This window comes from Pseudomonas sp. PSPC3-2 (genome assembly GCF_049897085.1).
Classification (GTDB): domain Bacteria; phylum Pseudomonadota; class Gammaproteobacteria; order Pseudomonadales; family Pseudomonadaceae; genus Aquipseudomonas; species Aquipseudomonas paraveronii.
Genome location: NZ_JAFCVO010000017.1, coordinates 59,270 through 83,046 on the forward strand (window position 1 = coordinate 59,270; position 23,777 = coordinate 83,046).

Annotated in this window: 17 protein-coding genes; 7 read left to right on the forward strand and 10 right to left on the reverse strand. The window is 62.2% G+C overall.

Annotated elements, in window-relative coordinates; genetic code table 11:
• The first annotated feature begins 258 nt into the window (after nucleotides 1-258).
• The 3 genes from ACP7CJ_RS23420 to ACP7CJ_RS23430 all read left to right on the forward strand — a co-directional run bounded on the left by ACP7CJ_RS23420 (nucleotide 259) and on the right by ACP7CJ_RS23430 (nucleotide 4,617).
• The gene (locus ACP7CJ_RS23420; protein ID WP_426102214.1) at nucleotides 259-3,132 is read left to right on the forward strand and encodes an EAL domain-containing protein; all 2,874 of its coding nucleotides are present in this window, start codon (nucleotides 259-261) and stop codon (nucleotides 3,130-3,132) included.
• Nucleotides 3,133-3,294: 162 nt separating this feature from the next.
• Complete coding sequence (gene hexR, locus ACP7CJ_RS23425) at nucleotides 3,295-4,161, forward strand: transcriptional regulator HexR (protein WP_426102212.1); 867 nt, start codon at nucleotides 3,295-3,297, stop codon at nucleotides 4,159-4,161.
• 258 nt (nucleotides 4,162-4,419) lie between these two features.
• Nucleotides 4,420-4,617 carry a PA3496 family putative envelope integrity protein gene (locus ACP7CJ_RS23430; RefSeq protein ID WP_079444958.1) on the forward strand — a complete coding sequence of 66 codons (198 nt, stop codon included), beginning with the start codon at nucleotides 4,420-4,422 and terminating at the stop codon, nucleotides 4,615-4,617.
• Here the strand turns inward: ACP7CJ_RS23430 and ACP7CJ_RS23435 are convergent.
• A complete protein-coding gene (locus tag ACP7CJ_RS23435; RefSeq protein ID WP_276195524.1) occupies nucleotides 4,547-5,521 on the reverse strand; it encodes a LysR family transcriptional regulator in 975 nt (324 codons plus the stop codon). The two genes, ACP7CJ_RS23430 and ACP7CJ_RS23435, sit on opposite strands and share 71 nt — an antisense overlap.
• Before the next feature lie 196 nt (nucleotides 5,522-5,717).
• Here ACP7CJ_RS23435 and ACP7CJ_RS23440 point away from each other — a divergent pair, with 196 nt between their 5' ends.
• Nucleotides 5,718-7,133: an acetyl-CoA carboxylase biotin carboxylase subunit gene (locus ACP7CJ_RS23440; protein WP_276195523.1), complete on the forward strand. Its 1,416-nt coding sequence runs from the start codon at nucleotides 5,718-5,720 to the stop codon at nucleotides 7,131-7,133.
• 11 nt (nucleotides 7,134-7,144) lie between these two features.
• Nucleotides 7,145-8,953, forward strand: coding sequence for a sodium-extruding oxaloacetate decarboxylase subunit alpha (gene oadA / locus ACP7CJ_RS23445; RefSeq protein ID WP_247405731.1), 1,809 nt, complete (start codon nucleotides 7,145-7,147; stop codon nucleotides 8,951-8,953).
• Between the two features lie 89 nt (nucleotides 8,954-9,042).
• On the opposite strand, the gene ACP7CJ_RS23450 is transcribed toward oadA, so the two are convergent.
• The 3 genes from ACP7CJ_RS23450 to ACP7CJ_RS23460 all read right to left on the reverse strand — a co-directional run bounded on the left by ACP7CJ_RS23450 (nucleotide 9,043) and on the right by ACP7CJ_RS23460 (nucleotide 12,117).
• Nucleotides 9,043-10,335: an autotransporter outer membrane beta-barrel domain-containing protein gene (locus ACP7CJ_RS23450; protein WP_426102210.1), complete on the reverse strand. Its 1,293-nt coding sequence runs from the start codon at nucleotides 10,333-10,335 to the stop codon at nucleotides 9,043-9,045.
• Nucleotides 10,336-10,468: 133 nt separating this feature from the next.
• The gene (locus tag ACP7CJ_RS23455; protein WP_276195521.1) at nucleotides 10,469-11,299 is read right to left on the reverse strand and encodes an amino acid ABC transporter permease; all 831 of its coding nucleotides are present in this window, start codon (nucleotides 11,297-11,299) and stop codon (nucleotides 10,469-10,471) included.
• Complete coding sequence (locus ACP7CJ_RS23460; RefSeq protein ID WP_276195520.1) at nucleotides 11,296-12,117, reverse strand: ABC transporter substrate-binding protein; 822 nt, start codon at nucleotides 12,115-12,117, stop codon at nucleotides 11,296-11,298. Before ACP7CJ_RS23460 ends, ACP7CJ_RS23455 begins: the two co-directional genes overlap by 4 nt.
• A 113-nt stretch (nucleotides 12,118-12,230) precedes the next feature.
• On the opposite strand from ACP7CJ_RS23460, the gene ACP7CJ_RS23465 reads away from it, so the two are divergent.
• Nucleotides 12,231-13,133 carry a homocysteine S-methyltransferase family protein gene (locus ACP7CJ_RS23465; protein WP_426102208.1) on the forward strand — a complete coding sequence of 301 codons (903 nt, stop codon included), beginning with the start codon at nucleotides 12,231-12,233 and terminating at the stop codon, nucleotides 13,131-13,133.
• Nucleotides 13,134-13,561: 428 nt separating this feature from the next.
• On the opposite strand, the gene ACP7CJ_RS23470 is transcribed toward ACP7CJ_RS23465, so the two are convergent.
• The 3 genes from ACP7CJ_RS23470 to ACP7CJ_RS23480 are packed head-to-tail and all read right to left on the reverse strand — an operon-like array spanning nucleotide 13,562 to nucleotide 15,325.
• A complete protein-coding gene (locus tag ACP7CJ_RS23470) occupies nucleotides 13,562-14,233 on the reverse strand; it encodes a GNAT family N-acetyltransferase (RefSeq protein WP_276195518.1) in 672 nt (223 codons plus the stop codon).
• A gap of 10 nt (nucleotides 14,234-14,243) precedes the next feature.
• Entirely contained in the window at nucleotides 14,244-14,690 is a 447-nt protein-coding gene (locus ACP7CJ_RS23475; protein WP_426102206.1) for a GNAT family N-acetyltransferase, read from the reverse strand.
• On the reverse strand, nucleotides 14,687-15,325 hold the full coding sequence (locus ACP7CJ_RS23480; protein ID WP_426102204.1) for an FMN-binding negative transcriptional regulator: 639 nt from the start codon (nucleotides 15,323-15,325) through the stop codon (nucleotides 14,687-14,689). Before ACP7CJ_RS23480 ends, ACP7CJ_RS23475 begins: the two co-directional genes overlap by 4 nt.
• 102 nt (nucleotides 15,326-15,427) lie before the next feature.
• On the opposite strand from ACP7CJ_RS23480, the gene ACP7CJ_RS23485 reads away from it, so the two are divergent.
• Nucleotides 15,428-16,978: a PLP-dependent aminotransferase family protein gene (locus ACP7CJ_RS23485; RefSeq protein WP_426102202.1), complete on the forward strand. Its 1,551-nt coding sequence runs from the start codon at nucleotides 15,428-15,430 to the stop codon at nucleotides 16,976-16,978.
• Here ACP7CJ_RS23485 and ACP7CJ_RS23490 read toward each other — a convergent pair.
• The 3 genes from ACP7CJ_RS23490 to ACP7CJ_RS23500 all read right to left on the reverse strand — a co-directional run bounded on the left by ACP7CJ_RS23490 (nucleotide 16,963) and on the right by ACP7CJ_RS23500 (nucleotide 23,768).
• Nucleotides 16,963-21,534, reverse strand: a complete 4,572-nt coding sequence (locus tag ACP7CJ_RS23490; RefSeq protein WP_426102200.1) for a dermonecrotic toxin domain-containing protein — start codon at nucleotides 21,532-21,534, stop codon at nucleotides 16,963-16,965. The genes ACP7CJ_RS23485 and ACP7CJ_RS23490 overlap by 16 nt on opposite strands.
• Nucleotides 21,535-21,645: 111 nt before the next feature.
• The gene (locus tag ACP7CJ_RS23495) at nucleotides 21,646-22,737 is read right to left on the reverse strand and encodes a polyamine ABC transporter substrate-binding protein (protein ID WP_426102198.1); all 1,092 of its coding nucleotides are present in this window, start codon (nucleotides 22,735-22,737) and stop codon (nucleotides 21,646-21,648) included.
• The gene (locus tag ACP7CJ_RS23500) at nucleotides 22,734-23,768 is read right to left on the reverse strand and encodes a histone deacetylase family protein (RefSeq protein ID WP_426102196.1); all 1,035 of its coding nucleotides are present in this window, start codon (nucleotides 23,766-23,768) and stop codon (nucleotides 22,734-22,736) included. The genes ACP7CJ_RS23495 and ACP7CJ_RS23500 overlap by 4 nt, the downstream gene beginning before the upstream one ends.
• Between the last annotated feature and the right edge of the window lie 9 nt (nucleotides 23,769-23,777).

Consider the following 23,777-nt stretch of genomic DNA (forward strand, 5'->3'; position numbering starts at 1 on the left):
GGGGAGTGGGGCAAATCCCAATGCCGGGTGGTCGACGGAAAACATCCATGGCAATCCTGGACGGGTGGGCATTCTGGCGGCGCTGATGACCGGTCGGTCATGGGCCGCAGGCCGCGCAGCGCCTCGCTCAAGCTGTCTGGCCCCGAGGTTTGCGTGGCACGCCCCGGTGGTTTTTATGACGCGCAGCAGTTTGGCCCAGGCGCTTGCTTGTGTATGCTCCGTCGACGTTTCGGGCTCACCATTATAAGAACACCGCCTATGACCCTTAGCACCGACCTGTTTGGCCCCACGGCGGCGCCCGCGCAGGTTATCCGAAAACACTACGCTACCGAGATGGCGGTCGAACGCACGCGCCTGCTCTACCAGGGTTCGCTGCTGCCGACCTTATTGATGCTGGTCAACGGCCTGGTCTGCGCCTGGTTGATCTGGAACCCCAAACACTACCTGCTCGACAGCATCTGGCTGGTCTGGCTGCTGGCGCTGGTGGCGTTGCGCGTGATCCAGGTGGCCGCCTTTGACTCGGCGATGCCCAGCCGCCAGGCCCAACCGATCTGGCGGCGCATGTTCATGCTCGGCTCAGCGGTCAGCGGCCTGACCCTGGCCACCGCCGCCATTGCCCTGGTGCCAGCGGACAGCTTTATGCAGCAGGCTTGGGTGTTCGGCCTGATCGGCGCGGCGACGTTGTCCGCCAGCGTCGCCTATGCGGTGAGCCTGTCGGCGTTCCTGTCATTCGCGCTGCCGTGCCTGGTGCCGGCCATCGTCTATCTCTTCTGGAACGGCGCCGAGCAACAACAGGGGTGGGGGGTGCTCGGCCTGATCCTGCTGGGGTCTTTGAGTGTGGTGGCGTGGCAGGTCAATCGCCTGATCCAGCACGGGCTGTTGCGGCGCTTTCAAAACCAGGCGCTGATCGAGCATTTGCAACAGGCGCAGCAGCGCAGTGAACAGTTGAATCAGGACCTGGTGCGCGAAGTCGAGCAGCGCCGCCAGGTTGAGCAGGAACTGCGTGAAGCGCAAATCGGCCTGCAGGACCGCGTGGCGCAACGCAGCCAGGAGTTGGACGCCGCCAGCCTGGCGCTGAATAAAAGCGAAGCGCGCCTGGCGATGGCGCTGCAAGCCAGCGAATTGGGCCTGTGGGACTGGAACCTGCAAACCGATGAAGTCCACCACACCCAGCTCAAGGAGCTGTTCGGCCTGGAGCCCGAGTACGTCACGGCGATGCTCAGCCACCTCAAGCCGCGCCTGCATCCCGACGACTTGCCGCTGCTCAAGCGTGCGCTGGTGGAGCACCTCAAGGGCCGCAGCGAGGATTATCAGGTGGAATACCGGGTGCGCCATGGCGATGGCCATTGGGTGTGGATCGAAGACCGTGGCCGCGCCGTGGAGCGTTCGCGCAGCGGTCGCGTGACCCGCATGCTTGGCACGCGCCGCGACATCAGCGCGAGCAAAGTGTTGGAAGAACAGCAACGCTTGGCCTCGACCGTATTCGAAGCGGCCAGCGAAGGTATTGTGATTCTGGACCCGGACTACGCGCTGATCGCCGTCAACCAGGCCTTCAGTCGGGTCACCGGCTTTGATATCGACGACATGCTCGGACGCAATGTGGTGGAGTTGCCGTGCAGCCGCGATGCCCGGCGGCATTTCCCGGTCATCCGCCAGGCGCTGCTCAGTCACGGCACCTGGCAGGGCGAGTTGGTAGAGACCCGCAAGAATGGCGAGCTGTACCCGCAGTGGCTGCAACTGAACGTGGTGCGCGATATTCGAGGAAACGTCAGCCATATCGTGGGCTTCTTCGCCGATTTATCGGCGCGGCGTGAATCCGAGGAGCGTATGCGCTACCTCACGCACTATGACGAGTTGACCGGCCTGGCCAACCGCTCGCTGTTTCGTGAACGGCTGCGCGAAGCGCACCAGCGGGTGCGGCAAGGCGGGCGCAGTCTGGCGTTGCTGCATATCAACCTCGACCGTTTCAAGTTGCTCAACGACAGCCTGGGCCATGACGTCGCCGACCAATTGTTGCAAAAAATGGCGCGCCGACTGATCAACGCCTTGCCCGAAGCCGACACCATTGCGCGTTTGTCCGGGGATGAGTTCGCTGTGCTCTTCGATGCCTACGGCAACCTCTCAAGCCTGGCGCGCGTGGCCACGCGCCTGCTGGCCAAGTTGCGCGTGCCGGTGGCGGTGGACGGGCATGAATTGGTGGTCAGCGCCTCGATGGGTGTCAGCCTGCTCCCGGATAATGCGCGGGAAATTTCGGCGTTGGTCAGCCAGGCGAACATGGCCATGCAACACGCCAAACACCTGGGCGGGAATAATTTCCAGTTCTACACCGACAGCCTGCAAGCCAGCACCCTGGAGCGTTTGCAGCTGGAAAACCAGTTGCGCAAGGCCCTCGACGAGCATCAGTTGTCGGTGTTCTACCAACCGAAATTGTGTTTGGCCACCGGCAAGCTGAACGCCGCCGAGGCGTTGATTCGTTGGGAGCATCCGCAGTGGGGCATGGTGCCGCCAGGCGACTTCATCGGCCTGGCCGAAGAAACCGGGCTGATCGTGCCGTTGGGCGAGTTCGTCCTGCGCCAGGCCTGCTGGCAGGCCTGTGAGTGGCAGCGTCAGGGGCTGGCGCCGATACGCGTGTCGGTGAACCTGTCGGTGCATCAACTGCGTCAAGGCAAGCTGGTCAGCCTGGTCCGCCAGGTGCTGGAAGAAACCGGCTTGGACCCGCAATACCTTGAGCTTGAGCTGACCGAAAGCCAGTTGCTCGACAGTGTCGAGCACATTATCGCCACCTTCCAGCAACTGCGCGACCTGGGGGTGAAGTTGGCCATCGACGATTTCGGTACCGGCTACTCGTCTCTCAGTTACCTCAAGCGCATCCCCGTGGACTACGTGAAGATCGACCAGACCTTTATCCGCGGCCTCGGCCAGGGGCGGGAAGACGCGGCCATTACCCGCGCGATCATCGCCATGGCCCACGGTTTGGCGCTCAAGGTGGTGGCTGAAGGGGTGGAAGATCAGCAGCAGTTGGATTTCCTGCGTGGGGAGCATTGCGACGAGGTGCAGGGCTACTTGATCAGTCGGCCGATGGCGGCCGAAGGGCTGGCAGAGTTGTTACGAAAAAATGCAGATTTTTCCTAGGGACGTGCCTTCAGCCTTTGTGGCTACAACTTGGCTGCCCTTAGATTCAAAGGGCAGCAGGGCGATTTAGTGATGCATCGGACGGGCAAAACGGCAATTCTTGTAGTATAACTACAAACTTGCTACATCCCTGGCATTGGCCAACAACAAGAGTCCTGTCCTTTGAACCTGTTGCAACATATCGCCCAGTCGCGCCACCTGTTACGCAAATCGGAACTCAAGGTTGCCGACCACGTGCTGCTTGACCCTGCGGCCGTAATGCACAGTTCCATGGCTGACCTGGCCCACAGCGTGGGCATCAGTGAGCCGACCATCGTGCGCTTCTGCCGCGCCATCGGTTGTTCCGGCTTCCAGGACCTGAAACTCAAACTGGCCCAAAGCCTGGCCGCCGGCGCGAGCTTCGGTCAGTTTGCGATTCACGAAGACGATTCTGTCGCTGACTACAGCCTCAAGATCTTCGACACCACGCTGCACACCCTGATGGAAGTGCGCGAGAAGCTCGACCCGGTGGAGCTGCAGAAGGCGGTGACGGCGATGTCCCAGGCCCAGCGTGTCGAGTTCTACGGTTTTGGTGCGTCGGGTGCGGTTGCGGCCGATGCCCAGCACAAGTTCTTCCGACTGCTGCTGACGGCGGCGGCCTACAGCGACCCGCACATGCAGGCGATGTCGGCCGTGACGTTGAAGCCGACCGACGTAGCCATCTGTATCTCCCAGTCCGGCCGCTCCAAAGACTTGCTGATCACCGCCAACCTGGTGCGTGAAAGCGGCGCCACGCTGATCACCCTGTGCCCGAGCCAGACGCCGTTGGCGGAACTGTCCACTATCAACCTGGCGATCGATGTTCACGAAGACACCGAAATCTACACCCCGTTGACCTCGCGCATCGCCCACCTGGTGGTGATCGACGTGCTGGCGATGGGCGTGGCCATGGCGCGCGGGCCGAGCCTGGTCAACCACCTCAAGAGCGTGAAGCGTAGCTTGCGCAGCCTGCGTCTCTCGCCCAAGTCCGTTAAAGCCCTCGACGACTAAGCGCCATACAGCGATCCAAATGTGGGAGGGGGCTTGCTCCCGATGGCGGAGTGTCAGTCACTGAATGCTTTGACTGAACCACCGCCATCGGGGGCAAGCCCCCTCCCACATTAGGTTCGGTGGTGTGGAGCAAGCTCCCTCCCACATTTGCATTTCTTGCCTGCCCAGAAGATTCATCGTCCTGTCATCCCCGCGCCGCCAAACCGTCATCCCCCACGCCCATCCTGAACTCCCCGCACTCGCATTGGGAGACTCCAAATGGCCCGGCCCTACGAAGATAGCAACAGCTCCGTCAAGACCCGTCGTCAGCAGGAAGACCAGCGCCGCATGGCGTTCCGTCGCGCAATCGAAGACCGCTGTGATCAACGCCAATTGCTGCAAAGCATCACGGACTACCCGGAACTGCACTGGCAGGCACCCGCGGCTGCCCAGCGAAGCGCTCAGCCAGCACGCTGATCTGCACCCGCTCGCTGCGGATAAAGCCCAGGAACGCATGGGCCACCGGTGACAGGCGCTTGGCCTTGGCCTGCACCAGGCACCAACTGCGGTACAGCGGCAGCTCTTCCACCGGCAGCTCCTTGAGCCCGCCGGTGGCCAGTTCCAGGTTCAGGGCGTGGCGCGTCAACAAGGCCACGCCCAACCCGGCCACTACGCACTCACGCTGCGCCTCGGCGGAGGCGACTTCCACCGTCTGGGTGAAGTGCACGCGTTTTTCCTTGAAGTATTCCTCGCACGCCAGCCGCGTGCCGGAGCCCGGTTCGCGCAGCAGCAGCGTGTAAGGCTCCAGGTCTTTCAGGCGCAGCGGCCCCTGCAGGCTCAAGGGGTGGTCGGGCGGCGCCACGGCGACAATCGGATTGTTGAGGAACGGCAGGAATTCGAGGCCCATGTCCTGGGGCACCATGGACATGATCACCAGGTCATCACGGTTGTCCGACAGTCGGCGGATCACTTGGGCGCGGTTGACCACCGTCAGATGCAACTGCACCTCAGGATGCAGGCGCTTGAACGCGGCAAACAGGTGCGGCACGAAGTACTTGGCGCTGGATTCCACCGCCAGTTTCAACTGACCCTGCAGCGAGCCTTGCATGTCCGACAACTGCATATCGAGGTTTTCCAGGCGCCCGAAAATATCACGGCTGGCCCGTTGCAGGGCTTCGGCCGCCTCGGTCATGTAGAGCTTCTTGCCGACGTAATCGAACAGTGGCTGGCCGATCAGCTCTTCCAACTGGCGAATTTGTAGGCTAACGGCCGGTTGGGTGAGGGACATTTCCTCAGCCGCACGGCTGTAGGAGCGCAAATCACACACCTCATTGAAAATCTGAAGTTGACGTAATGTCAGCCTCATCAATGACTTACGCATTTTTTAAAACCCCTCGGTCGCGTTCAATCGGCCAACTATAAGTCTTTACTTATGCACGACCCAATAATTATTGATTTTTGTTAATCCCTCAACGGGCTTAGTGTGTGTCTCGCGACTGGCTTGAAACATTTAGTCACGCGCCGACCCGGGTCTAGCGGGTCGAAGAACGCAGCAATCGGCTCAAGGGAATTTCCAAGTGATAAAAAAGATCCTGATCGCCAACCGTGGTGAAATTGCCGTCCGAATCGTGCGTGCGTGCGCCGAGATGGGCATTCGCTCGGTCGCGGTCTATTCCGACGCCGACCGCCACGCGTTGCACGTCAAGCGTGCCGACGAGGCCCACAGCATCGGGGCCGAGCCCCTGGCCGGTTACCTGAACCCGCGCAAGCTGGTGAACCTGGCCGTGGAAACCGGTTGCGATGCGTTGCACCCTGGTTACGGCTTCCTGTCGGAAAACGCCGAATTGGCGGATATTTGCGCCGAACGTGGGATTAAATTCATCGGTCCATCGGCGGAAGTGATTCGCCGCATGGGTGACAAGACCGAAGCGCGCCGCAGCATGATCAAGGCCGGCGTACCGGTCACTCCCGGCACGGAAGGCAACGTCGCCGACATCGCCGAAGCCCTCGTCGAAGGCGACCGTATCGGTTACCCGGTGATGCTCAAGGCCACCTCCGGCGGTGGCGGTCGCGGCATTCGTCGTTGCAACAGCCGCGAAGAATTGGAGCAAGCCTTCCCGCGTGTGATTTCCGAAGCCACCAAGGCCTTCGGTTCGGCGGAAGTGTTCCTGGAAAAATGCATCGTCAATCCCAAGCACATCGAAGCGCAGATCCTCGGTGACAGCTTTGGCAACGTGGTGCATCTGTTCGAGCGCGATTGCTCGATCCAGCGCCGCAACCAGAAGCTCATCGAAATCGCCCCGAGCCCGCAACTGACCCCTGAACAGCGCGCCTACATCGGCGACCTGTCGGTGCGCGCGGCCAAGGCGGTGGGCTACGAGAACGCCGGTACCGTGGAGTTCCTGCTCGCCGAAGGCGAGGTGTACTTCATGGAGATGAACACCCGGGTGCAGGTGGAACACACCATCACCGAAGAAATCACCGGGATCGACATCGTTCGCGAGCAGATCCGTATCGCCTCGGGCCTGCCGCTGTCGGTGAAGCAGGAAGACATCCAGCACCGTGGTTTTGCGTTGCAGTTCCGGATCAACGCCGAAGACCCGAAGAACAACTTCCTGCCGAGCTTCGGCAAGATCACCCGCTATTACGCGCCCGGCGGCCCCGGCGTGCGCACCGACACGGCGATCTATACCGGCTACACCATCCCGCCGTTCTACGACTCCATGTGCCTGAAACTGGTGGTCTGGGCGTTGACCTGGGAAGAAGCCATGGACCGTGGCCTGCGTGCCCTGGATGACATGCGCCTGCAAGGCGTGAAAACCACCGCCGCCTACTACCAGGAAATCCTGCGCAACCCGGAATTTCGCAGCGGCCAGTTCAACACCAGTTTTGTGGAAAGCCACCCCGAGCTGACCAACTACTCGATCAAGCGCAAACCCGAAGAGCTGGCCCTGGCCATCGCCGCCGCCATCGCCGCCCACGCAGGCCTGTGAGGAATATAACAATGAGCAAGAAGATCTTTGTCACCGACACCATCCTGCGCGACGCCCACCAATCGTTGCTGGCCACCCGCATGCGCACCGAAGACATGCTGCCGATCTGCGACAAGCTCGACCAAGTCGGCTACTGGTCCCTGGAAGTCTGGGGCGGCGCGACCTTTGACGCCTGCGTGCGCTTTCTGAAAGAAGACCCGTGGGAGCGCCTGCGCAAACTGCGCGCCGCGTTGCCTAACACGCGCCTGCAAATGCTGCTGCGCGGCCAGAACCTGCTGGGCTACCGCCACTACAGCGACGACGTGGTCAAAGCCTTCGTCGCCAAGGCCGCCGTCAACGGTATCGACGTGTTCCGCATCTTCGACGCGATGAACGACGTGCGTAACCTGCGCGTGGCCATCGAAGCGGTCAAAGCCGCCGGCAAACATGCCCAGGGCACCATTGCCTACACCACCAGCCCGGTACACACCATCGACGCGTTTGTGGCCCAGGCCAAGCAAATGGAGTCCATGGGTTGCGACTCGGTGGCGATCAAGGACATGGCCGGCCTGCTGACGCCGTATGCCACTGGCGAGTTGGTCAAAGCGCTGAAAGCCGAGCAGAGCCTGCCGGTGTTCATCCACTCGCACGACACGGCGGGTTTGGCCGCGATGTGCCAACTCAAGGCCATCGAAAACGGTGCCGACCACATCGACACCGCCATCTCCAGCTTCGCCTGGGGCACCAGCCATCCTGGTACCGAGTCGATGGTCGCGGCCCTTAAAGGCAGCGAATTCGACACCGGCCTCGACCTGGAACTGTTGCAGGAAATCGGCCTGTACTTCTATGCCGTGCGTAAGAAGTACCACCAGTTCGAAAGCGAATTCACCTCGGTCGACACCCGCGTGCAAGTCAACCAGGTGCCGGGCGGGATGATTTCCAACCTGGCCAACCAGCTCAAAGAGCAGGGCGCACTCAACCGCATGGGCGAAGTGCTGGCTGAAATTCCGCGCGTGCGTGAAGACCTTGGTTTCCCCCCGCTGGTCACCCCAACCTCGCAGATCGTCGGCACCCAGGCGTTCTTCAACGTGCTGGCCGGCGAGCGCTACAAGACCATCACCAACGAAGTGAAGCTCTACCTGCAAGGCGGCTACGGCAAGGCGCCGGGCACGGTGAACGAGCAACTGCGTCGCCAGGCCATCGGCAGCGAAGACGTGATCGACGTGCGCCCGGCCGACCTGCTCAAGCCGGAAATGACCAGGCTGCGCGGTGAAATCGGTGCGTTGGCCAAGTCTGAAGAAGATGTGCTGACCTACGCCATGTTCCCGGACATTGGCCGCAAGTTCCTCGAAGAACGCGACGCCGGCACCCTGACCCCTGAAGTGCTGCTGCCGATCCCGGAAGCCGGCGGCGTGGCCCGTGTCGGTGGCGAAGGCGTGCCGACCGAGTTCGTCATCGACGTCCACGGCGAAAGCTACCGCGTCGACATCACGGGGGTCGGCGTGAAGGCTGAAGGCAAGCGTCACTTCTACCTGTCCATCGACGGCATGCCCGAAGAAGTGGTGTTCGAACCGCTCAACGAGTTCGTCGGCGGTGGCGGCAGCAAGCGCAAGCAAGCCACCGAGCCAGGCCATGTGAGCACCACGATGCCGGGCAATATCGTCGACGTGCTGGTCAAGCCAGGCGACGTGGTCAAGGCCGGCCAGGCGGTGCTGATTACTGAAGCGATGAAGATGGAAACCGAAGTGCAGGCAGCGATTGCCGGCAAGGTGACCGCCGTTCACGTGGCCAAGGGCGACCGGGTGAACCCTGGCGAAATCCTGATTGAAATCGAAGGCTGATCCAGCCTTCGACACTACCGCTTAATCCTCGGGGGAGCAGGTGCTCCCCTTTTTTTTGCGCGCCATTTGGCCGTCGGGTGCTGCGGGGGTCAGAACTTTATTTGCCACTGGCCCATCAGGCCCTGATTGCGGCTATGGTTGCCTGTTTCGTTGGCGTAGGTCAGGCCCACGGTGTGTTGCGGCGACAGTGCGAGGTCCAGGCCGGCCTCGACGTTCAGGCTATTGCGGTCCAGCGACGTGCCCTGGAGGGTAAAGCCGTCGCTTTGCACCGGCGTATAGCGAAAGGATTGGCGGACCTGGCTGTCGACATCGCCGTAGAGGTGTTTCCAACGGGTGCTGAGGTGGGGTGTCAGGCTCATCTGATTATCGAACCGATACAGCGACGCCAGGCGAAGGCCAAAAGTGCTGCTCAGATTCTGTTGGTTTTGTGAGCCGACGTTCAGCGCGCTCAGGCCACCCCGCTCCTTGAAACCGTCGCGGTGATAGCGCTGGTAACCGAGGCCGGCGAAGGGTTCCACGCTGAAATCCGCACTGCCCAATTGGTAACCCATTTCGGAGAAGACGGTTTGGCTGTGGGCGGTGTAATTACCCCTGAGCTGCTCGGCGTAATCGAGCAGCTTGACGCTGCGCTTGTTCTGCCCGTCATGGCTGCTGTAGATCGCCCCCAGGCGCAGGGCCAACGGGCCGTCCTGACGCACGGCGTAGCCGCCCAGGTGCCAGCTGTCGAGGTCGGCGGAGAAACGCTGGGCGTCGAGGTGGCTGCTGGATTTGGCGCCCATCACGCCGACACGCCAGGCGTGGTCCAGCGCCCAGTCGGCACCCAGCAACAGGCCTTGGGTACCGTGTTTCAGGCCGGCGCTGCCGGCTTTTTTGTCGAGCGTGCCGTCATTGCCCAGGCCCTTGAGCCAGAAGTGGCCATCGTCGTCGGCGGGCAGGGTGCGCAGGATCGAAAGCAGTTGGGCGCTCAGTTGCTGCGTGGTGTTTTGGGTCGCAGCGGCGAGGTTGGCGTTCTGGCTGCCGGCCAATTGCTCAAGGGCCGCGCCGATGCCGCCGGGATGATTGGCGAGCGCGGCATCGAACTTTTCCAGCTCTTTGATCTGTTCGGAGGTCAATTTGCCGGACGCCAGCAATTGAACCAGCGCGGGTTCCAGGGCCTTGGCGACCTGCAAGCCATTGTGCGTGGTGGCTTGCCCAGTGAGGTAACCGTCGATGGGTTCGGCTTTTTCAGGCGACGCGTCGGCCCACTCAGCATCAAGCGCGTCATAGGGTTGGAAATGATACGGCCGGTATTCGATATCGCCCCGCGCCTGGGCCTGTTGAAGGCTGGCGGCGCTGATCGCAAGCGCCATGACAAGTACAAGTCGTTGGTGTGTAAAGGACATGTGATCCCAACCTCTGATGAATGAGGCCGGAAATTTAGCGAGATGGCGGGGCGATAACTGTCAGGCTCTCGACCCCTGGTTTGCGGGAGTTGTCTCTAGTGCGGTGCGATTAAAAACTCATCTGAACAAGTCCTCACCCCCGTCGCACATACCCCTTGCCGTAATGCCGCTCCATGCGCGCCTGGATCAGTTCCAGGCCGAGGGACATCACCCAGTAAATGATCGCCGCCGTGGTGAGCATTTCGATATAGCGATAGCTGGAGCGGCCGTAGGACTGCGCGAGGAACATCACTTCCCACACGCCCATCACCGAGATCAGGGACGAGTCCTTGAGCATTGAGATGAACTGGTTGGTGGCGGGCGGGATGATGGTGCGCATGGCCTGGGGCAGGGTGACGTGCCAGAAGATCGCGCTGTCGCGCATGCCCAGGGCCAGGGCGGCTTCCCGTTGGCCGTGGGGTACGCCGAGGATGCCGGCGCGGAAGATCTCGCTCAGGTAGGCGCCGTAGTTCAGCGACAGCGCGATGATCCCGGCAACGATGGCGCCCGGCACCAGGCCCAGTTGCGGCAGGCCCAGATAGATCAGCAGGATCTGGATCAGCAGCGGCGTACCGCGAAAGAACGAGGCATAGAAACTCGCGACGCCGAAGGCCACCGCGCTTTTCGACAGGCGCCCCAGCGCAGTGATAAAGCCCAGTACCGACGAAGCCGCGATCGAGCACAGGCACAGGAACAAGGTCAGCGCCGCGCCTTGCAGAAACCCGTTGGGCGCCAGGTGCACGCCGACCAGGTTGGGCAGCTTGTCGAGGATGATCGAGAACTTCAGGTCAAAGCTCAGGAAGAAACTGGCGAACAGGCAAAACAGCGCGGCCCAAGTCAGGTACAGGCGCGTGCGAAAACCGAAGAGTCGCTGTAGCCGCGACGCGCTGGTCGGCGGCTTGGGCGGAGTGGGGAGTGCGGTCATTGGCTGATGTCGGCACCGATCCATTTTTGCGACAACTTGCTCAAGGTGCCGTCCTGTTTCAGTTGTGCAAAGACTTCACGGACTTTGCTGTCCCACTGCGGGTCGCCTTTTTCGATGGCCACCGAGTTGGGCTCGGCGTACAGCGCTTCGCCGACCAGCTTGAAGCGCTTGTCCTGGCTCAGGCGCGGTTGGGCGGTGACCAGGTTGGTGAGGATCGCATCCAGGCGCACGCCGGCGCCCAGGCCCAGGTCCTGGAAGGCCACGTTGTCGGTGTCGTAGGGGGCAATCTGCACGTTCTCGAACGGGTACTGCAGTTGGGTGTCTTCGGCGCCTTCGATTACCAGGTTTTTGTTCAGGTAGCTCTCGTAGCTGGAGGCGCTGGTGAGGCCGACTTTCTTGCCGCTCAGGTCTTTGGCACCGTGGATGCGCTCGTCCTTGGCATTGACCACGATCACCGCAGGCGAGGCGTAGTACTCCACCGGGAAGTCGAACACTTCAGCGCGGGCCTTGCTTGGGGTCATCGAGCAGATGCAAATGTCGTAACGCCCGCTCCAGCGACCGGCGGCGATCACGTCCCAGGAAGGGGTCTCCAGGCGCAGTTTCACGCCGAGTTTTTGCGCGACGGCCTTGGCCACGTCGACGTCGAAACCGTCGAGCTGGTTCTGCTCGTTGAGGAACGAGAAGGGTGGGTAGCTTTCCATCAGCACACCGACCAGTTCGTGGTTTTTCTCAACCCGGTCCAGGGTTGCACCGCCGAAGGCTTGGGTGGAGGCAGCCAGCATGGTCAGGCCCAGGGCCAGTAGCGGTTTTAGTTTCAAGAGAGACACCCGAATCAAAAAGAAGTTGTTATGGAGCGAATTTACCGTATTAAATAGTTATAAGGGCGACTCTCATAGTGAGTTATTTTCATAAGCTTATGAGTAAAAAGTATATGGCCGCAGCACGCACAGTAATTCTCGATGGTGGCATGGGCCGCGAACTGCAACGCCGAGGCGCGCCGTTCCGGCAGCCGGAGTGGTCAGCGCTGGCGTTGAGTGAAGCACCGCAGGCGGTGGCGGCGGTACACGCGGCTTACATCCAGAGCGGCGCCAACGTGATCACCAGCAACAGCTACGCCGTTGTACCGTTTCATATTGGCGAAGCGCGGTTTGCCGCCGAGGGCCAGGCCCTGGCGGCGTTGGCCGGTGAATTGGCGCGGCGTGCGGTGGTGGCATCCGGCCAAGCGGTACGTGTGGCAGGTTCCCTGCCGCCGCTGTTTGGTTCTTATCGGCCCGACCTGTTTGAAGCCGATCGGGTCAGCGAGCTGCTGACGCCCCTGGTGACTGGCTTGGCGCCTTATGTTGACCTGTGGCTGGCGGAAACCCAGAGTTCGATCGTCGAGGCGCGGGCTATCCATGCCGGTCTGCCGGCGGACGGCAAACCGTTCTGGCTGTCGTTTACCCTGAAGGACGAAGACACCGACGGGGTGCCGCGCCTGCGTTCCGGCGAGCCGGTGGCAGAGGCGGCCGAAGCGGCTGCGCAACTGGGGGTGCAGGTGCTGTTGTTCAACTGCAGCCAACCGGAAGTGATTGGCGCGGCGATTGACGCGGCACGCCAGACCTTCGAGCGCCTGGGGGTGGCGATCCAGATCGGCGCCTACGCCAACGCCTTCCCGCCGCAGCCCAAGGAGGCCACGGCCAACGACGGCCTCGACCCGTTGCGCGAAGACCTTGACCCGCCGGGCTACCTGCAATGGGCGGCCGATTGGCAGAAGCGCGGCGCCAGCCATTTAGGCGGTTGCTGCGGGATCGGGCCGGAGCATATTGCGGTGCTGGCCAAGCAGCTTGCCGACTGACACCCCGTGCGGATGGCGCTGACGACCGAGTGTGGGAGGGCGCTTGCCCCCGTGGCGGCCTGTGGGCCGACCCTTTATTCGGGTTGGAATGAGTACATATCCATTATTCAGGTAACGGCCGCTATGGGTTCCGCCCTTACGGCGGCTCACTTTTGAAAAGCGCAAAAGTAAGCAAAACGCTCTTGCCCCACCACTCGGATTCAAGCCTGCGTTCGGCCAGCGTGGTTAACGGGGCGCCTAAGATCAAAATCAAAAACAGAGCAAAAGCAAAGCAACCGCTCGCGATACGACTGGGGTTGTCTGCGCCATCGGATGTGTAGATACCTATGCCGCGATAGCGGTAGGCCAGTCGAAAATCAATCTCGACTGACCCACCGCCTCGCGGGCAAGCCCGCTCTCATATTTTGCTGCTGCGCTGTCTGTGGGATTTAGGCGCGGCACTCCGCCAGGCTTTTCAATTGCCCCGAACCTGCCTGGTTGGCCTCCGACAGCCATTGCTCAAACCCCGCCCCGATCGGCGGCCATTCCGAGTCCAGAATCGAATACCACGCCGTGTCCCGGTTCTGCCCCTTGACGACCATGTGCTGGCGGAACACCCCTTCAAAACTGAACCCCAGCCGCTCGGCGGCATATTTGGAGCGGGCATTGCCGTTGTTGCACTTCCACTCCAGCCGGCGGTAGCCCAGTTCGAAAGCATGCTTGGCCAATAGATACACGGCTTCGGTGCTTTTCGGCGAGCGCTGCATCGGCGCGCCGAAGGTGACGTGGCCGATTTCGATGCGCCCGTGGGCCGGGACGATGGACATCAGGCTGAGGATGCCCTGCACATCGCCGCTGGCGCGGTCGATCACGCTGAAGAAATACGGCTCGTTGTGCTGGGCATGGTTGTTGAGCCAGGCATCGAACGCGGCGCGGTCGCTGAACGGGCCATACGGCAAATAGTCCCACAGCTTGGGGTCGGCGCCGGGGCCTTCGAGGGCGTGCCACAGACCGTCGGCGTGGCGCGCCGGGTCGAGTTTTTCCAGGCGAATGAAACGCCCTTCGAGCAGTTGTACCGTGGGCGCCGGGACGCCTTGCCAGTCGGCGAGAGAGGTGGACATGCTGCGCTCCTTAAAGGCCTTTGCGAAATTGGATGAAACCAGGGCGTTCGGCGATGCGTTCGTACAGTTGGATCGCGGTGGCATTGGTCTCGTGGGTCAGCCAATGGACCTTGCAGCAGCCGTCGGCTTTGGCCGTGGCGTAGACGAATTCGATCAATGTGCGGCCAACCCCGGTGCCGCGCTGGGCCGGGTCCACCAATAGGTCTTGCAGGTAGCAGGAGTTTTCAATGCTCCAGTTGGAGCGGTGGTAGATGAAGTTGACCATGCCCACCGCTTTGCCGTCTTGCCAGGCGAGCGCGGAATGGGTCGGCTCACGGGCGTCGAGCAGGCGTTGCCAGGTGCTCTGGCTGACGGCGTCCGGCAGTTCGGTGTTGCAGAACTGCAAATACGCGTGCCACAGCGGCAGCCAGGCGGCGTGGTCGGCGGCGGTGACCGGGCGGATGTCGATCGGGCTCATTCTGGGGTTCCTTGAGGAATAAAACGGGCGAGGGTCTGGTCGCGCACGTCAAGGCTGGTGGCCAGCCCTTCGCGCACGCCCTGGATGTCGGCGGCACTGCGGTTCTGGCTGAGTTTGCGTGTGCCGATCAGGCGTTCGATGGGCAAGGCGAAACCGACGATGGCCTTGAGCATGCCTTCAATGTAGTCGGCCGGCGCGTCGCTGACTTTCCAGGGCTGGGCGCGGCGGCCTTCGTGGCGGTCGGTGAGGGCGCTGACCACGCCGAGCAGGCGCTCGGCGTCGGTAAACACGTCGGCCGTGCCGTAGGCGTGCACCGCCAGGTAATTCCAGGTGGGCACTACTTTGCCGTGCTCGGCCTTGGCCGGGTAAAACGCCGGGCTGACATAGGCGTCGGCCCCGGCAAAAATCACCAGCGCTTCGCCGCTGTTCTGCAGGTCGTGCCACTGCGGGTTGGCCTTGGCCAGGTGGCCGTAGAGCGTGCCGTTCGGGCCCTCGTCCGGGTTGAGCAGCAGCGGCAGGTGGCTGGCTTGCAGGCCGTGCTCACCCATGGTCACCACCTGCGCCAGGCGTGTGTGCTGGATCAGTTGTTGCAGTTCGGGTAAATCGTCGAGGGCAAAGGCGCGCGGTATGTACATGAAAGTATTCCTTGGCGAATGCCTGCATCCTAGGCAGGCTAATGGTTCGTTGTAAGAGCCATCTAGGACCAATTTTATAGGTCCAATTACGGAGCCTGCCCTATGTCGCCCCCTGCGCCGCCGCTGTCGTTCAACCCTGCGGGAATCGAGCTGGATCGTCGTCAGGGGCTGACCCGCCAGCTGTATGACGCCCTGCGCCAGCGGGTGCTGGACGGGCGACTGGCCAGCGGCACGCGCTTGCCCGCCACGCGCGACCTGGCCGCGGCGTTATCGATTTCGCGCAACAGCGTGGTACGCGCCTACGATCAGCTATATGCCGAGGGCTTCACGCAAAGCCGCGTGGGCGACGGGACTTATGTCGCCCAACTGCCCAGCTCAAAAAAACTATCCACAAAACTGTCCACAGGGTTTTCAACAGGCTTATCCCCAGCCTTATCCACAATCGACCCTAAAAAAGCCGATATTCCGCGTGAAAAAGTTATCCACAGCGCGGCCCTGGAGCGCCTCGAAAACAACCATTTGCCCCTGCCGCCCACCGGTCCACCACGGGCGTTCCGGGTGGGGGTTCCGGCCTTCGATCTGTTCCCGTTTGACGTCTGGGCCAAGCTGAGTGCGGCTTTTTGGCGCAAGCCGGACCTCGAACGCCTGTGTTATGGCAACCCGGCCGGGGACGAGCGATTGCGTGGGCTGATCGCCGCTTACCTGCGCAGTTCGCGGGGCATGCAATGCACGGCTGAGCAAATTGTGATCACCAGTGGTGCACAGCAGGCAATTAGCCTTTGTGCACAGTTGCTGGTGACCCCCGGCGATAGCGTGGCGATTGAAAATCCCGGCTACCGCGCCGCCGGTCATGCGTTCGCCGTGGCCGGTGCGCAGCTGCAGGGTGTGGCGGTGGACAGCGAGGGGATCGACTGCAGCGTATTGAACCGCCTCGATAACTGCCGCCTGGCGTATGTCACCCCGTCCCATCAGTACCCGCTGGGCGTGGTCATGAGCCTGGCCCGGCGCCTGGAGTTGCTGGCCTGGGCCGAACGCAGCGGTGGCTGGATCGTCGAGGATGACTACGACGGCGAGTACCGTTACAGCGGCGCGCCGCTGGCCCCGCTGGCGGCCCTGGATCGCAGCGGGCGGGTGCTGTATGTGGGGACGTTCGGCAAAGTCGCGTTCCCGGCGCTGCGCCTGGGTTATCTGGTGTTGCCGCCGACGCTGGTCGACGCGTTCGCCCAGCGCCGCGCCGTGGATGTGCGGCATTCGGAGGTCAGCACCCAGGCGGTGATGGCGGAATTCATGGCGGCGGGGCACTTCCAGCGGCATATCCGGCGCATGCGCCGCGCTGCGCTCAGCCGGCGTAACGCACTGCTGGAGGGCTGGCCGGGCGAGCTGCCGGGGGTGGGCAGCCTGCCCAATAGTGCCGCAGGCCTGCACCTCACCGTGCGGGTGGACAGCCTCGCCCGCGAACAACAACTGGTGGCGCAGGCCCGCGCGGTGGGCGTGGAGGTCAATGGCCTGAGCAGCTATTGGCTGACGCAGGCCGGGCCACCGGCCGATCAGCGCGCCGGCCTGGTGCTGGGTTTTGCCGCGGTGCCTGAAGCCGCGATCCGCCAGGCGCTCGGGCGGTTGCGCGAGGCCTGGACAGGTCAGGCTGCGGGCTGAGGCGGCTTGGCTTTAAGGAACAGCGAGCGGGCCAGATGCAGGCCGATTTCACTGCGGTACACGGCGATGTCGCTCAAGGGTTCGAACCGGCCACCCATCAGTCGCTGTTGCCGATTTTTCAGGTGGGCTGCGGTGTAGGCTTCCTCCGGCCCGGTGAGGGTGGGGTAGTGAAAGTGCGCGTACCACAACGGGCGTTTGGTGTTGGCGTCCACCACTGCATATTCCTGCAGGAAACCCTTGTCGCGCCCCCTGAGTCGGGTGCGGGGGCCGACAGGCGGGTCGACCGTCACGGCGCCCTCGCGCAAGAGCAATTCGACGTGCGCCGCCTCCGGTGGCCGGCGCTTGAGCACCTCGATCATGACCCGCTTGCCTTCCCGGTAGAGCCGGGTGATCGCCTCATTGAGGCTGCGGTTAGTCAACGCGGCTGATGGCGAGGCGCTTTCTGTCTGGTTGCTGGAGGTCAGCGCCTCTTCGATATCCTGGCTGGCCCGTTCGAGTTTTTTGGCGTGCTGGTGGAAGCGTTCTTCGATTTCCACCGGCAGTTGTCGGGTTTCCTTCGCCCAGGCTTCCTTGTTGGCGATAAAGGCGCCGACCCCATCGACCAGCGCCTGACCGTCGCTGATGCTGATTGCCAAGTTACGCGCCTGGGTGCGGGTAACGGGTTTGGGCTTCAGTTCGCGTTCGACCCAAACACCCGGCTCTTTCTCATGGAAGGTTGCAATCACCTTGCCGGTCAGGGGTTCCTTCACGTCGACCAGGGTCTTGCCGTCTTCGGCGGGGCTTTCACGCTCATCGCCGACCACCACACCCTTGGAGCGCGTCTTGATGTATTTTTTCTTCGCCCTCGGGGCCGGGCGCGACGGGCCTGCGGTGGGCTCCATGGCTCTACGTTCGCGAAGCAGGGTCGTCAGTTGCTTCTCAGTGAGTTGCGCGAATTCGTCAACCTGCTTGCGCAGGCTTTCCAGATGAGGCTTGTTGAGGTCGTTGGGAAATTCCGCCGGCAGATCCACCAGGTTCTGGTCCACCCTGGAAAACTGATCCATCAGGCTATCCAGGGTCTCGATCAACTGAGCCGGCGGCGCTACGTTGCCCGGCTTCATGGCGCCTCTGGCGCTTTGGACCGCCAGTTCCGCCACATCGACGATACGGTGCAAGGCTTCTCTGGCATCGGCGCGTGTGGCCGATTGGCTTTCTGACACGCACAGGAAGTGGCCCAGGGTAATCCTGAACGCCTTGAGATCATCAACGGCATACGTGGGCAGGTGCGGTTCGTAGAGTTGGATCAGCTTGACCCCTGGCACGCCCAGGGTGCGGGCCTCCTTGAAGCGCGCCTGCAGATAGTCCATCCGCTCCACCATGGCCTGCGTCGCGGCGTACATGGCGCGGTAGTGAGCGGCAGGCAAGGCGTCTTCTTCAAAACCCTCGGTGTCGAGGTGGCCATGTATGGCTTCCAGTTGTTCGCGAAACGGGATCTGTTGTTCGCTGATGGCGGAGCTCGCCAGAAATAGCTGATGTTCCAGGTAGCCGACCATGGCGTTCTGATAGTTGGGCACCGTGTCGAGAATATTCAGGGATTTGAGCTGGGAAATCGGCACGTCGATCTCTTTGAGGCGTGTATCCACTTGTTCGAGAAAGGTGGTTCTGGCGACTGCTTTGGCGTCGTCCGCTGTGCGGTCGATGGCGCCTTGCAGGGCCTCAATATCGCGTTGGCGTTGGGGGCGCTCGCTGTCGAAGGTCGCCAGATGCTGGCGTAAATCGTTGATTTTAGGTGGCCTGAGGGCTTCGCCTTTTTTGCGCCGGCTGCGCAGGCCGCCTGCACGGAGGCGCAAGCGCGTGTCGACGAACCATTGACCCAGGCGATTGGCAATCAGCGGGGGGCCGCGTCGGCCGGGTTGGTGCGGATCGATGATCAACACGGCGTCGTTTTCGTCGACGATGACTTCAAACCAGCGTGTACCCACCGGGGCGTACCAGTGGGTGTCTTTGGCGTAGAGATGCTGATGGGGGCCTTCCACTGTCTGTTGTGTGCCCAATTGATCGGGCTTGGGCAGCGCGAAACCGTCCAGGAACGTACCCAGGCTCAGTGCGCTGCGGTTCAAGGCGCCACTGATGTGCAGGGTGTGTTCGTGGTCGACGGGCAGTTCTGCCGTCGTGATATCCGGCTTTTGGACGACCTCTACCGTGGTCTCCTGCGCCTGCAATGCCGGCGGCTTGGCAGGTTTCTCGATGGGCGATTCAGGCTGGTGGGCCGTGGCGACATGCGTCGCCAACACCACGCCGAGCGTCAGCAAGATATCTACCAGCGCCGAGAGCCCGGCTGAACGGTCACCGATCTCATTGGCGTCGACCATCTGTTGCAGGTCATCCATCAATTGCCAGATCCAGGTCGCGGCGCCCGCGGCGCGGCCCATGAACGGCAGCACGGTATTGAACATCAGCCACCCGGCATGCTTGAAACTCTCCCAGCGCGCCTCGGCATTCGACACCGATTGGCGGTCGGCCAGGGTGACCAGCGCGTCGGCAGTGGCTTGGAACAGTGTGGCAAAGTCGTCGTTGCGCACCACTTCCCGCCCCAGTTCGATGGGCCCGGTCATCACCAGTGCGTTCAGCGGGTCGTTCAGCATGCTGGTAAATACCCAAGGCGAGGGCAGGCTGCCGGGAAACACAAACTGTGCATAAACCGTTCGCACCTTGTCGGGCAGCCAGGCCAGGACCGATTGGCGCAAGGGCGTGTCTTGTTTGATCGCGTACAGCAGGTTGGTCGGTGACGGGAACTGCATCAACGGTTGGTTGGACAGCGGACGATAGAGCAGACAGGGGCCCTTTTTTGGGTCTTGAGGGCCGATGACGAACATGTTGCCGACGACGTCGACGGCCGAGCTCAGGCGGCGTTTGGGGAGCAGGGACAAGCGGCGGATGACCACCGCCATGCCGTCGACCACACGCGCTGCGCTGTCTGGATTCATCGCTGCGCAGACATAGCGATAGCCCTGTTCGCTCAGGCCATGGAAACGGCGGACCTTATAGTGCAACGCCAGTAACGGTAATTGCAGGCGTAACTGAGCGGTGTAGAGATGTTGCCGCCGCGTGGACTCGGCCGGGTCGTCGAGCAATGTGCGCTTGACCAGGGCCGGGTAGTACACGCCGACGTTCGCCTGGGTAATCAAGCGTTCCAGGTAGGACGCCGTCATCCAGGCGGGTACGGCGCTGCCGCTTTCATAACGGACGGTTTTGTTGCCCAAGGGCAGGGCTATCAGGTTTTCCAGGGCCAACTCGGCCAGAGTAAAGGTTTGGGTCTGGGTATTTCCCGGCACAATCAGGGTGCCCCAGACCTGCACGCTGGTGACGCTGATCCGCACGCTGTCCAGCGTCGTGCGGGCCACGCTGGGGTGGTCCTTGACCATCAGGGTGTGGATCGCATCCAGGGCAAAATCGCCGATGTGCTTGATCCCGTCATCAAAGGCTTTACCGGCGTGCCGCAGGTGCAGGGCCGCCAGGTCCATCATGTAGCGCCCGTAGGTGGCCTGGTCCGACGAGGATGCGCTAAGTATCCAGTCGGGCAAGGCACGATGAACCCAGCCGATTCTGTTTTGATTCAGCGGGGCGCGAAGGGCGATTTCGCTGCCTGGCTTGTCTTGCATCATGGTTGGGATCAGCTCATCGCTGTCGAGCGCGATTACGCCGATCGCCTGAATCTGCAAGGAAATAAACGCACAGGCCTGCTGTTCGAAAAAGTCCCCGGAGGGTTGGAACAATCGCCAGTGGAGCTTGGCCGCCTGTGGATTGGCGACTTGAATGCTCAGGGCATCGCCAAGCGCTGGCAGGCTTTTGAAGGCGGCGAACCCATCGGCGATCGAATAGCTGAGGATGATGTCACGCTCGCCAAGACGCCCGACCAGCACCGCCAATGCCGACAGAGTGAGGTGTTTGACCTGGGTGGCGTGCTCCAGGTCGACGTCGATCAGATAAGCCTTGGTCGCGTATTTGTCCTGGGGCAAGCGCTGGGCGTAATCCGGGTGGTGAAAAACGCTCCTGGCGACGTTGCATTCATCCTCGTCCCAGCCTTCCACGCTGTCGACATTCCAGATCGCGCGTAAGGCGTTGGCAAAGGTGCGCCAACGTGGGCCGTTGTGGTGGTCGCTTTCGTTCCAGTACGCGAGCTGTTGCTCCTGGTACGCGACGCGCAGCAAGGGTGCCAGCTCATTGATCAGGCGGCCGACGGCATCTACTTTGATCGGTAGATGCACGTTCGGCCCGGCGGCAGATTGATAGATCAGGTAGTGCTCGCCGTCAATCCAGGTCACCGGCACGCCGGACGTTGCACTGCGGTACAACGCGCCGGTCAGCGACTGAAATTTCGGGGCGCCGGGCAGGATCGCCCCGGCAGTGATCTGCCAGTGCGGCGTCACTACAACGGTCAGGTCGGGGTCGATGTCGAGATCCGGGTACAGCCCGCGCAAGCTCGAGCGCAGGGTGGCGGCCGCGACTTCGCGCAAGGAGGGGCCGGTGGTCAGTTGAGTCAACAGGTCATTGGCATTGGGGGGCGATGAGGGCAAGGGAGGGCTCCTGACGGGCGCGGTGAGGAGGGCTGCCGAATGCAACCCGAGACCTCGACCACGTTAGAGCGCAGGCCCGTCAGGCGGTGGTAGTTAGATAGCGGGGCGCCCCTAGGTCCCCGATTTGATCTTGGTCCAGGCCCGTGTCCTGGCGCGCTCGGCGTCGCGGCCCAGGGGTTTCAAGGTATACAGCGTGGCCATCGCCGCCTCGGTGGGGTACAGGTTGGGGTTGTTGCGGATGGCCGGGTCAACCCGTTCTGTCGCGTCTTTGTTCGGGTTGGGATAACCGACGAAGTCGCTGATCGGCGCGATCACCTGCGGTTGCAGCAGGTAGTTGATGAAGGTGTAGGCGTCCTGCGGGTTTTTCGCGCCTTTGGGCAGGGCGAGCATGTCGAACCAGATCGGTGCACCTTCCTTGGGCAGGCGCATGTCGACCGTCACGCCGTTCTTGGCTTCCTTGGCGCGGTTGGCGGCCTGGGAGAAGCTGCCTGAGTAACCGACGGCCACGCAGATGTCACCGTTGGCGATATCGGCCATGTATTTGGAGGAGTGGAAGTAGGTGATGTACGGGCGGATTTTCATCAGCAACGCTTCGGCTTTTTCATAGTCCTTGGGGTTGTTGCTGTTGGGGTCCAGGCCCAGGTGTTGCAGGGCCAGCGGCAGGATCTCAGACGGCGAATCGAGCAGCGCGACGCCGCACTGCTTGAGCTTGCTGATGTTCTCTTCCTTGAAGATCAGGTCCCAGCTGTCCACCGGCGCATCGGTGCCGAGCGCGGCCTTGATCTTGTCGGGGTTGAAGCCGATCAGGATGGTGCCGTACATGTAGGGCACGGCGAACTTGTTGCCGGGGTCGTTGGCCTCGATCAGCTTCATCAGCTTGGGGTCGAGGTGGTTCCAGTTCGGCAGTTGGCTGCGGTCCAGGGGCTGGAACACCCCAGCTTCGATCTGCTTGGCGAGGAACACGTTGGACGGCACCACTACGTCGTACCCGGAATTGCCGGTGAGCAGCTTGGCTTCCAGGGCCTCGTTGGTGTCGAAGATGTCGTACACCAGTTTGACGTTGGGGTTCTGCGCCTTGAAGTCTTCCAGCGCCTTGGGCGTGATGTAGTCGAACCAGTTGTAGACCCGCAGGGTTTTCTCTTCGGCATGGGCCGCGCCGCCGAGAACGGCGGCGCAGAGGATGAGCGACTTGAGCATGTTCATTGGATGGACCCCTCAAAACCTTCGAGAACGTTGACGGCGTTGATGCCGATTTCTGCTACGGCGTAGCCGCCTTCCATCACAAACAGCGTGGGTTTGCCCAGGCGGGCGATGCGTGCGCCCATGGCCAGGTAGTCCGGGCTGTCGAGCTTGAACTGCGAGATGGGGTCGTCCTTGAACGTGTCCACGCCCAGGGACACGACGACGATGTCGGCGGCGTAGCGCTCGATTTCTGTGCAAGCCTCGTCAAGCGCCGCGCGCCAGTGCGGCCAGTCGGAACCGGCCGGCAACGGATAGTTGAAGTTGAAGCCTTCCCCGACGCCGTCTCCGCGTTCGTCGGCGTAGCCGAGGAAAAACGGGAACTCCGCCTCCGGATGTCCGTGGATCGAGGTAAAGAGCACGTCGTTGCGCGCGTAAAAGATCGATTGAGTGCCGTTGCCGTGGTGGTAGTCCACGTCGAGGATCGCCACCTTCCGCTGGCCTTGGTCGAGAAACGCCTGGGCGGCGATGGCGGCGTTGTTGAGGTAGCAATAACCGCCCATCAAGTCGCCGGCGGCGTGGTGCCCCGGCGGGCGGCACAAGGCGAACGCACTGTGGGCGCCGCGCTGGATCGCTTGTTGCGCGGTCAGCGCCACCTGGGCGGCGCTGTAGGCGGCTTGCCAGGTGCCGGCGGTAATCGGTGCGCCACCGTCGAAGCTGTAGTAACCGAGCTGGCCGTGCAGGCTGGTGGGCAACACGTGGCGCAAGGTGCGGGCGGGCCAGGTGTAGGGCAACAGGTCGCCGTCCTCGCCGAATGCGGTCCAGCGTTGCCAGGCACCTTGGAAGAAGTCCAGGTAGTCGCGACTGTGGACACGTTCAAGCGGCGCCAGGCCAAAGTCCTGCGGCGCAAGGACCGGGCCCAGCCCACGCTCTTTGACCCGTTGCAGTACGTGGTCGGCGCGCGAGGGCATTTCAAAGCAGGGCATCAGTTGCCCGTCCATCAGTTCACAACGGCCGTGGTGCAGGTGGTGATCGTCCGAGTAGATCGTCAGCATTTTGTTGTT

Bases quoted from the DNA above. Each gene is read 5' to 3' on its own strand.
- ACP7CJ_RS23420 (WP_426102214.1), top strand. From the start codon at position 259: ATGACCCTTAGCACCGACCTGTTTGGCCCCACGGCGGCGCCCGCGCAG.
- ACP7CJ_RS23430 (WP_079444958.1), top strand. From the start codon at position 4,420: ATGGCCCGGCCCTACGAAGATAGCAACAGCTCCGTCAAGACCCGTCGT.
- ACP7CJ_RS23435 (WP_276195524.1), bottom strand. From the start codon at position 5,521: ATGCGTAAGTCATTGATGAGGCTGACATTACGTCAACTTCAGATTTTC.
- oadA (WP_247405731.1), top strand. From the start codon at position 7,145: ATGAGCAAGAAGATCTTTGTCACCGACACCATCCTGCGCGACGCCCAC.
- ACP7CJ_RS23450 (WP_426102210.1), bottom strand. From the start codon at position 10,335: ATGTCCTTTACACACCAACGACTTGTACTTGTCATGGCGCTTGCGATC.
- ACP7CJ_RS23455 (WP_276195521.1), bottom strand. From the start codon at position 11,299: ATGACCGCACTCCCCACTCCGCCCAAGCCGCCGACCAGCGCGTCGCGG.
- ACP7CJ_RS23465 (WP_426102208.1), top strand. From the start codon at position 12,231: ATGGCCGCAGCACGCACAGTAATTCTCGATGGTGGCATGGGCCGCGAA.
- ACP7CJ_RS23470 (WP_276195518.1), bottom strand. From the start codon at position 14,233: ATGTCCACCTCTCTCGCCGACTGGCAAGGCGTCCCGGCGCCCACGGTA.
- ACP7CJ_RS23475 (WP_426102206.1), bottom strand. From the start codon at position 14,690: ATGAGCCCGATCGACATCCGCCCGGTCACCGCCGCCGACCACGCCGCC.
- ACP7CJ_RS23480 (WP_426102204.1), bottom strand. From the start codon at position 15,325: ATGTACATACCGCGCGCCTTTGCCCTCGACGATTTACCCGAACTGCAA.
- ACP7CJ_RS23485 (WP_426102202.1), top strand. From the start codon at position 15,428: ATGTCGCCCCCTGCGCCGCCGCTGTCGTTCAACCCTGCGGGAATCGAG.
- ACP7CJ_RS23495 (WP_426102198.1), bottom strand. From the start codon at position 22,737: ATGAACATGCTCAAGTCGCTCATCCTCTGCGCCGCCGTTCTCGGCGGC.
- ACP7CJ_RS23500 (WP_426102196.1), bottom strand. From the start codon at position 23,768: ATGCTGACGATCTACTCGGACGATCACCACCTGCACCACGGCCGTTGT.